The 8,386-nt window shown below is 74.2% G+C and carries 7 protein-coding genes and 1 tRNA gene; 1 reads left to right on the top strand and 7 read right to left on the bottom strand.

Going from position 1 to position 8,386, the window contains the following annotated elements; translation table 11 throughout:
- Window positions 1–312 precede the first annotated feature (312 nt).
- A complete protein-coding gene (locus tag SSBG_RS14905) occupies window positions 313–1,161 on the bottom strand; it encodes a glycoside hydrolase domain-containing protein (protein WP_008746938.1) in 849 nt (282 codons plus the stop codon).
- Window positions 1,162–2,246: 1,085 nt separating this feature from the next.
- Window positions 2,247–2,558, bottom strand: coding sequence for a hypothetical protein (locus SSBG_RS14900; RefSeq protein ID WP_008746937.1), 312 nt, complete (start codon window positions 2,556–2,558; stop codon window positions 2,247–2,249).
- A 408-nt stretch (window positions 2,559–2,966) separates the two neighbouring features.
- Here SSBG_RS14900 and SSBG_RS14895 point away from each other — a divergent pair, with 408 nt between their 5' ends.
- Window positions 2,967–4,001: a bifunctional DNA primase/polymerase gene (locus tag SSBG_RS14895; protein ID WP_008746936.1), complete on the top strand. Its 1,035-nt coding sequence runs from the start codon at window positions 2,967–2,969 to the stop codon at window positions 3,999–4,001.
- 89 nt (window positions 4,002–4,090) lie between these two features.
- Here SSBG_RS14895 and SSBG_RS14890 read toward each other — a convergent pair whose 3' ends face one another.
- The 5 genes from SSBG_RS14890 to SSBG_RS14870 all read right to left on the bottom strand — a co-directional run.
- A complete protein-coding gene (locus SSBG_RS14890; protein WP_008746935.1) occupies window positions 4,091–4,954 on the bottom strand; it encodes a class I SAM-dependent methyltransferase in 864 nt (287 codons plus the stop codon).
- Between the two features lie 297 nt (window positions 4,955–5,251).
- Entirely contained in the window at window positions 5,252–5,917 is a 666-nt protein-coding gene (locus SSBG_RS14885) for a hypothetical protein (protein ID WP_008746934.1), read from the bottom strand.
- A gap of 132 nt (window positions 5,918–6,049) precedes the next feature.
- The gene (locus SSBG_RS14880) at window positions 6,050–6,991 is read right to left on the bottom strand and encodes a phosphotransferase family protein (protein WP_050776778.1); all 942 of its coding nucleotides are present in this window, start codon (window positions 6,989–6,991) and stop codon (window positions 6,050–6,052) included.
- 105 nt (window positions 6,992–7,096) lie between these two features.
- Window positions 7,097–7,183 (bottom strand) — tRNA-Ser (locus SSBG_RS14875).
- A 43-nt stretch (window positions 7,184–7,226) separates the two neighbouring features.
- Window positions 7,227–8,386: S1C family serine protease (locus tag SSBG_RS14870; RefSeq protein WP_078491314.1), on the bottom strand; the 1,160-nt coding region annotated here is incomplete at its 5' end.

Genomic DNA, 8,386 nt, shown 5'->3' with positions numbered 1-8,386 from the left:
GTGGCCGGGGCGGAGACCGGCCGGTGCCCCGAGGACGCGGGCACGGACGCCTGCGAGGACCGCGGAGCGGTGCGCGCGGGGGCGATCGGTGCGGCGGCCGGCGCGGCAAGGCGCCGAGGGACCTCGGTCACAGTCATATCCCCCACGCTAGAAGCGCGGAGCGCGCCGGGGATCGCCCGCAGGTCCCGACCGCCCGTCCCCCTTGGGGAGTAGGACGGGGGGTTCGCACCACCTCCTGTAGGGGGAGGACGCACCCCGACCCCCTCCGGGTTGAGCGCCGCCCCCACCTCGTCCACCGGGCCGGCGAAGGACTCAGCCGAGGCGCGCGACCGGCGCGTCCACCTGGTTCCGGTCGACCGAGAGCACCTGCCCGCCGTAGCGCTCCGTCACGTTGCCCGCGTACTGGTGGATACGTCGCTGGGGCTGCCACGCCTGCGGCTCCAGTACCTCCGGCGCGTCGAGCGAGGCCCTTCCCGTCCAGTGCGCGAACCACATCACTCCCGGCAGATCCGCCGTTCCGGCGCGCCGCTCCCGCTCCAGGTGCGCGACGCCCGAATCCGCGCTGCTGTAGAACCCCGGTACGTAGCCCTCCACCGTGACCGCCCGGTCCCAGGCGCGCACGAAGGCGAGCACCGCCCGCGCGCACTCCGCCTGCCGTTCGTCGTACGCCTCCACGTCCAGGTAGAGCGGGCTGCGCGGCACGATCCCCAGTGCCCGCGCGGCCCGTACCGCGTCGCGTCCCTCCTTCGTCCCGGTGCCGGCCGGGTCCTCGCCCAGGCGGTACTTCTTCTTGTGCGCGGCCTGGACGCACGGCGCCTGCGAGCCGACGTAGAGCGGCAGCACCGACCAGCCGAGGTCCCGCACCCCGCGCAGCCAGCTCGCGTTCAGCTCGGGCTGACGGCAGCCGCGCGCCCAGCCACCGACGTACACGCCCACGGCTCCGTACGGCGAGGCGCGCCAGGCCCGCATCGTCGCGAGCGGCGGCGCCGTGCACGTGTCGAAGGCACGTCCGGTGAAGGTCGCGACCCCGCGCGCGGACCACGAGGGCCCGTCCCCGCCGGAGGCGGCCGAGGCGGCGGTGAAGGAGTTCCCGAGGAGAAGTACGAGGATGGAGCCCAGGACGCTCGTCCGGAGCGGGACGCGTCCCGCGATTCGTCGCATTCGCATCCCGCGAGTCAAGGCGCCCACCGCACCTCCTTCCCCGCGGACACGCCCCACCTCGGACCGGCTCCCCCTTCTGCCCACCGATGTCCGCCCCCGCGCCCCCACGCGGATCGCCGGAGGCAGCCCGCGTCGCGGCGTCCTGCGGGATGACGCCTCGCGACCCGGCCATGCGAAGCGCGGCCGCCCGCGACCCGACCGGCCGAAGCACGACCGCACGCGCCACGGCCGCCCACAGCACGGAGGCACGCGACACGGCAGCCCGCGCCGCAGCCACCCGCGCCCCGGCCACCCGCAACATGGCCGCACGCGCCATGGCGCCCCGTGCCCTCGCCCCCCTCCGCACCACGGCCGTCCCGCCATCGCGGTCCGGCTGCCTCGGGGCTCGCGCTGTGGCGGGCCGACGAGCCTCCCCGGGGGGCCGGGGCAAGGCGCTCGTGGTGATGCTCGTTTCCTCGTACGGGGCGCCCCTCGCCACCCCGTACGAAGCTCTTTTCGGTACTCCGGCGTTCCCGGCTCCCGCTGCCGTCCACTCCCGGCCCCGGTGCGGCATCCGGCTCTCCGCCCCCTGAAATCCCATGTCTCCCCCTGCGGGCCCCTCTCCCCCTCGGGCCGTCGTCGTCCCCCGGCGCCGTGCGCGCCGGTCCCGCTGCTCTTCCGCCGCGCGGCCTCGCGGTGTGCCCCCGCACTCCGCACCGCCCGGATGTCCTCGCGCTTCCACAAGGACTCGCCAAGGACCCGCACCGCGTACAAACTGCCCGGGCGAACCGGCCCCCTTTACCGGGGCATCGGTCCCGGTCTCTTTCGTCGCCCCGAGCCCCCCGTGGCTCTCCTCGCGACTGTGGCCCACGTCCGGTGAACAACCGCACCCCACCGGGCGGAGCTTGATATCCCCTCCACCGAGGACCCCGAGGACCCGAAGACCCCGGCCCCGGCTCCGGCTCCGGCTCCTGCTCCTGCTCCTGCTCCTGCTCCTGCTCCGGCGGTGGCATCACGCCCTCCGGGGCACACCCCTGGAGGGGCTGGCCCCGGCCCCGGCCCCGGCCCCGGCCCCGGCCAAAGCCTCCGCGCCCACGTCCTCCCGACTACCAGAGGTCGGTGTAGTCGATGTCCAGGTTGAAGTTGTGCTGGTCGACGGCTGTGAAGGCGGAGCCCTCCACCTGCGCCGTGTTGCTCTGGTTCGAGGCGCCGGCGCCCACGGCCTGCTGTTGCGTCGAGGACGAATTGCCGAAGTTGTCGCCGCCGACGCCGGAGGCGTCGTTGGTCGACACGGCCGCGTTCGCTCCGTTGCCCGCGACGGCACCGTTGTCGGCCTGGGCGACGCCGGTGAACAGCGCCGCGGCGAGCGGCAGTGCGGCAACGGCGGCGAGAGTGCGGGCGGTACGGATGCGTGCCATGTCTTTCCTCCACTGACCGGGATGACCGGTGCGGTAGCCGACTCCCCCGGTCCGCGCGCGGCGGCTGGGAAGGCCGGTCAACTGTTCGCGACACCGGAACGGTTGGCCAGCCGATCCGGAGTGAACTGTGCGACGTCGTGCATCCAGAATTGCCCAGGTGACAGCCGTAAAACCAGCCCACGGGCCACTATTCGCTCGCACGCGTGATGATCTCCGGATAAACCCCATATGGCCCTGAAACACACCCGCGTGGAGTATCAGGGTTCCTCGGGGTAAACCCCGAGATCGCCCCTGAGAAGAGGCCCGGAGACGACCGTCCACCGCTGTGGCCTGCCGTGCGCCGCACGCGCGCCACCGCCCCCCTCGCACGCCCTGCCCCCGCGCGAACTCCGGTACGAGACTGGGGCCATGGATCGCGAACCCACACCGCTCGCGCTCGCCCTCGCCGCCGCGGCCCACGGCTACGCCGTCTTCCCGCTCGGCCGCACGAAGCGCCCCGCGCTCCCCTCACCGCACCGTCCCCCGGCGGCCCCCGCCCCCGACTCCGGGACCGGCTCCGTCCCTCCGACCGGCCCCGGCCCGCAGACCGCCCCCGTCTCCGCCACCCCCGGAACACCCCCCGGCTCCCCCGCCCCCTGCCGGGGCGCCTGCGGACTTCCCGGGCACGGGGTCTACGACGCGAGCACCGAACCAAGCGTGATCCGCGCCCTGTTCGCACGTGCGCCCCACGCCTCCGGCTACGGCATCGCGTGCGGCCTCGCTCCGCACCACCTGCTCGGCCTCGACCTCGACACGAAGCACGGCGCCGATCCTCTGCGCGCGCTCGTGCTGCTCGGTGCCCGGCACGGCTTCGTTCTCCCAGTCACCCTCCGCGTCGCCACGCCGAGCGGAGGCGCGCACCTGTGGTTCTCCGCTCCGGCCGGGCGGACCGTGCGCAATTCGGCGGGCCGCCTCGCCCCCGGGATCGATGTACGAGGCGCGGGCGGCTATTTGGTGGGCCCCGGCTCCCGTACCACCCGGGGCGTGTACCGCTTCCTGCCCGGCGCCCCGCCGGGCCCGCCTCGACCGGCTCCGGCTCCCGAGGCACTACTGCGTCTCCTCGCTCCCTCGCGCCGCCCCGTCCCGTACGCCCTCCACCGGCACCCCGGCGACCACGAGCGCGCCACCGAGGCCCTGCTGCGCTTCGTACGCGCCTCGCTCCCGGGCGAACGCAACACCCGTCTCTACTGGGCGGCGTGCCGCGTCGGCGAGAGCGGCCTCGCGAGCACGGCGGTCGCTGCCCGCCTCGTCGCGGCGGCCCACGCCACGGGCCTCCCGACGCACGAGGCCGCCCGCACCGTCGCCTCCGCGTTCCTCCGTACGGCACCCGGCAGCGCGACGGGACCGGTCACCACCGCACCGGCCGGGACGACGCGACGGCGGGGCAGGGACCGAGCGTCCTGAGAAACGCGGCCCCCGGCCCGGCGGACGCCCCGGCACACCGTCAGCCCCCACACGCGGGGAGTCCCCAGCGCTGCCCCCTCCCCCGCGCCTCACACCCGTTCCGGCTCCGCGAACGAGTCCTCGCGGCGCCACACGAACACCTCGGTACTGGGGAGGCGTTCGGAGAAGAGGCCGGGCGGGGAGATCTCGCGCAGCAGACGGCGCAGTGCGTCCTCGAAGTCCTCACGGTGCGGGCCGAAGAGGTGCGGTGCGGTAGCGGAGTGCGAGAAGACCCAGGCCACGAGGTCGTCGTCGGTACGGTCCAGCGGCTGGCCGCCCGGCACCACGTGCCGCTCCGGGGACGAGAAGCCCGAGCCCGCGAGCACGTCCCGCTCACCGCCGGGCGTGCCCTGTGGCAGTACGCCCTGTCCCGCGCGACGCACGGGCCCGAGGTAGCGGTGGACGAGTTCCTCGATCTCCTCGTGCGGAACGCCCGGGTACGGCAGTCCCGCGAGCGTCCGCACCTCGTCCTTGACGTCCGTGACATGCACGAGCGAGCCGCCCGGCCGCAGCAGCCCGCGCACCGTCCGCGCCACGCGCTCCTGGTCCATCCAGTGGAAGGAGTGGCCGAAGGTCGCCACCGTGAAGCTGCCGAGTCCCGAGGGGAGTTCCTCGGCCCGCGCCCGTACCCACCGCACCTTGCCCGTCAGGCCCGCTCCCGCCGCGCGGCGTCCGGCCTCCGCGATCATTCCCCGGTCCGGATCGACGCCCACGACCTCGCGGAACAGGTGCGCCAACCGCAGCGTCAGGGTGCCGGGGCCACAGCCCACGTCCACCAGGCGCCCGCGCCCGTCCAGGCGCAGCGCGGCGGCGAGCGCCTTCGCGAGCCCGGGCGCGTACGGCAAGCGCCCGCGCTCGTAGTACGGGGCAGCCCCCGCGAACAGCGTCTCGTCCCACTCCCAGCCGGAAACCACGCCCGTTACCTCACTCCGTCGTCCGTGCTCTGTCGCCGTGCGCTGTCGTGCCTGTCCCCGGTGGCACGCGGCGAGCGGCGCCGGACCGGCGGGGGCCTTGCCCAGAGCAACGAGCAGGCGGCCGAGGAGCGACGGCCCGGCGCGCGGAGCGACCGGGAAACATCCCGCACCCGGCCGGGAATCGCCACCTCCGCGCTCTCGCCGGCACCGCGTTCGGGCACCCCCCCACCCTCGTTCGCGGGCACCCCCACACCCTCTCCCCGCCCACTTCGTCCGCGTGCTCCCCGCCCCGAACGCCTACGCCGTCGCTGCCTCCGCCGCTGCCGCCAGATACGCGCCCACCGCGCTCGTGCTCCACGCGCCAGTCTCGCCCAACCCCTCGGCCAACTGGGCCAGATAGCGCTCCGACGGCGGGTTCGGCGCCACATCGGCCGCCCGCCAGGGAGCGGTGAAGGTGAGGGCGGGGCGACCGTCGAGCGCGCCGAGGCAGAGCAGCGTCTCGTAGCGCCCGGGCCCGCATCGCACCGCCCGTTCCCCGCCCGCGAGCACCGCCCCCAGCGCGGGTCCGTCCCCGGGCGCACAGTACATCTCCTGTGCGGCCACGTCCGCGAACTGCTCCCGGCTCACGTCGTACGCGCGCGCGAACACGCGCCCCGCACCGGTGCCCGACCGGCCCGAGGAAACCGGCGGCTCGAAGAACGCGCGTCCCCCGCCCCAGACCCGCGATTCCGTCGCGAAGTACAGCCGCCCCCGCAACTCCAGGGCCGCCCAGGCGCGTGGCGGTTCGGGGTCACGGCAGCCGGGGTGCGCCAGCGCTCCGCCCTCGGGCCGGCCGCCGTGTACGTACGTGAGGAAGCGGGCGAGCCGCATGTTCGAGCCGTAACTGACGTACCAGACCCGGCGGACAGCACGCTCCGGTGCGCCCGCCCAGGGCTCCAGCCTCCGCACCACGGTGGTCATCAACGCCCCTCGCTTCTCGATGTTTCACGTGAAACATTCCCGCAAGTACGGCACGACCGACGATGTTTCACGTGAAACATTGCGGGAGGTGGGCACCGCCCGCACGACGGAGTGCGGGAGGCGGACGAGGCGTGGTCAGTCGTACCGGCGCAGCAGTTCAGCCACGTAGTCCTCCAGGCGTGCCCTGAGCAGCGACGGGGTGAGGTCGGGGCGGCCGAGTTCGCGCCAGGGGACGGCGGCTTTCTCGGCGTCCGGGGCGAAGGCGAGAGCGTCGAGCAGACGCCAGTACAGGTGCGCGGCCGGTTCCGGGCTCAGTTCTCCGCCTGCGGCGACGTACTGCTCGGCGAAGCGCATCCCGGCCGGCACACCGTGGAGGAGCGCGAGCGCGGTCGAGCAGTGGGCGACATCGAGATCCGCGGGCCCCCACGAGGTCTCGACCCAGTCGACGACGCCGCTGACCGCGGCCCGCGCGCCCGTCCCGGTGAAGAGGACGTTGCCGGGATGGAAGTCGCGGTGCAGGAAACGGGCTTCGTACGGGGGCGGGGCCGCGCCGATGCGTTCGACGGCCCGCGCCCACACAGCGGTCCTGCGCGTGCCCTCCGGCACCCGGACGCGCGCGGGCGCGGTCCACGCCTCGTAGACGCGGGGCCGGTCCGCCACCGTGGGCCGGACCTCGTGGATGGCGCGGAGCTGCCGCGCGAGCAACTCGGCCCGCTTCCCGGCGCCTTCCTCTTCGAGCCGTACGCTCCCCGGCAGCAGTGTCATCGGCAGGGAGGGCGGCTCTCCCTCCGGTCGGACACCGAGGCACCGTGCGACCGGCACCCCGTCCTCCGCCGCGAGGAGCCGCAGGACCTCGGCCTCACGCCGCAACAGCCCGGCGGCGTGCCGTACGTAGAACTCCTTCACGAAGCTGCGCAGCACCACCGCGTACGCGCCCGAGGCTCCGCGCACGTCGATCCGCCGCATCTCCGAGGTCCAGCCACCCCGCAACCGCTCCACGCCGACGATCCGTTCCCCCGGCGGCAGCACCCCCCGGGCCCCGCCGACCGGGCCCCCGTCCCTGGCCACGCTCCCCATGCCGCGACGGTACGTCACCCCGAGACGGCCCCCACCCCGCACGCCGAAGGGGCGCCCCGCTCTCGCGGTGCGCCCCTTCTGAGCTGCGGTCTTCGTGACCTGCGGCGGAGGGTGTGGGATTTGAACCCACGGTGGTGTCGCCACCACGACGGTTTTCAAGACCGTTCCCTTAGGCCGCTCGGGCAACCCTCCCCGCCCCGCCGGAGGCCGGTGGGGCGGGGTACAGCGTACCGGTCTAGTCGTCGCCCTTGCGCTGGCCGAGGGTCACTTCGGTGGTGCGTTCCTTGCCGTCGCGCTTGTAGGTGATCTTGACCTTGTCGCCGGGCTGGTGGGTCCAGATCTCGCCGATCAGGGTCGGGCCGCTGTCGATGATCGTGTCGTCGAGCTGGGTGATCGTGTCGCCGGACTTGAGACCGCCCTTCGCGGCGGGGCCGCCGGGCGTCACGGCGGGGTCGCTGCCCGCACCCTGGTCGGAGATCGTCGCGCCGTCCATGTTCTCTTCGAGCGAGACGGTCGCGCCGATGACCGGGTAGACGGGCGTGCCGGTGCGGATCAGTTCCTGGGCGACGCGCTTGGCCTGGTTGATCGGGATGGCGAAGCCGAGGCCGATCGAGCCGCCCTGGCCCGAGCCGCCACCTAGACCACCGCCCGAGTTGCCGGGCTGAATCGCGGAGTTGATGCCGATGACCTGGCCGCGCTCGTTGAGGAGCGGGCCGCCGGAGTTGCCCGGGTTGATCGAGGCGTCGGTCTGGAGGGCGCTCATGTACGAGCTCTTCGCGCTCTCGCCGTCGCTGGAGGCGACCGGGCGGTCCTTGGCGCTGACGATGCCGGTGGTCACCGTGTTCGAGAGGCCGAAGGGCGCGCCGATCGCGATCGTCGAGTCCCCGACGGCCGTACGGTCCGAGTCGCCGAGCACGAGCGGCTTGAGGCCCGAGGCGTTCTTGAGCTTGATCACCGCGACGTCGTAGCCCTGCGCGTGCCCGATCACCTCGGCCGCGTACTTCTTGCCGTTGGAGAAGGTCGCGGTGAGTTTGCCGCCCGTCGCGGCGGAGGCCACGACGTGGTTGTTGGTCAGGATGTGGCCCTGCTTGTCGTAGACGAAGCCGGTGCCCGTGGAGCCTTCGCCGTCGCCGCCCTGTGCGTCGATCGTGACGACGCTCGGCAGCGCCGCCTGGGCGATGCCCGCGACGGAGCCCGCCGCGCGCTTGGTGCTCGCCGGGCTGTCGGCCGCGGCGATCGTCGTGGAGCCCGTGCCGTTGTCGTCGCGGTCGGCGGCCCAGTAGCCGATGCCGCCGCCGACGCCGCCCGCGACGAGCGCGGCCACGATCACGGCGGCGAGGAAGACGCCGCGTCCGCGCTTGCGGCGGGGCGGCTGGGCGGGCTGCTGGAAGGCGC

It is taken from the genome of Streptomyces sp. SPB074 (assembly GCF_000154905.1).
Lineage (GTDB): Bacteria > Actinomycetota > Actinomycetes > Streptomycetales > Streptomycetaceae > Streptomyces.
The sequence above is the reverse complement of the archived record's forward strand: the minus strand, read 5'-3'. Positions and strand labels throughout refer to the sequence as shown.

What these genes read in the sequence shown, in the direction of transcription:
- SSBG_RS14905 (WP_008746938.1), bottom strand. Translation starts at nt 1,161, where the DNA reads ATGCGACGAATCGCGGGACGCGTCCCGCTCCGGACGAGCGTCCTGGGC.
- SSBG_RS14900 (WP_008746937.1), bottom strand. Translation starts at nt 2,558, where the DNA reads ATGGCACGCATCCGTACCGCCCGCACTCTCGCCGCCGTTGCCGCACTG.
- SSBG_RS14895 (WP_008746936.1), top strand. Translation starts at nt 2,967, where the DNA reads ATGGATCGCGAACCCACACCGCTCGCGCTCGCCCTCGCCGCCGCGGCC.
- SSBG_RS14880 (WP_050776778.1), bottom strand. Translation starts at nt 6,991, where the DNA reads ATGGGGAGCGTGGCCAGGGACGGGGGCCCGGTCGGCGGGGCCCGGGGG.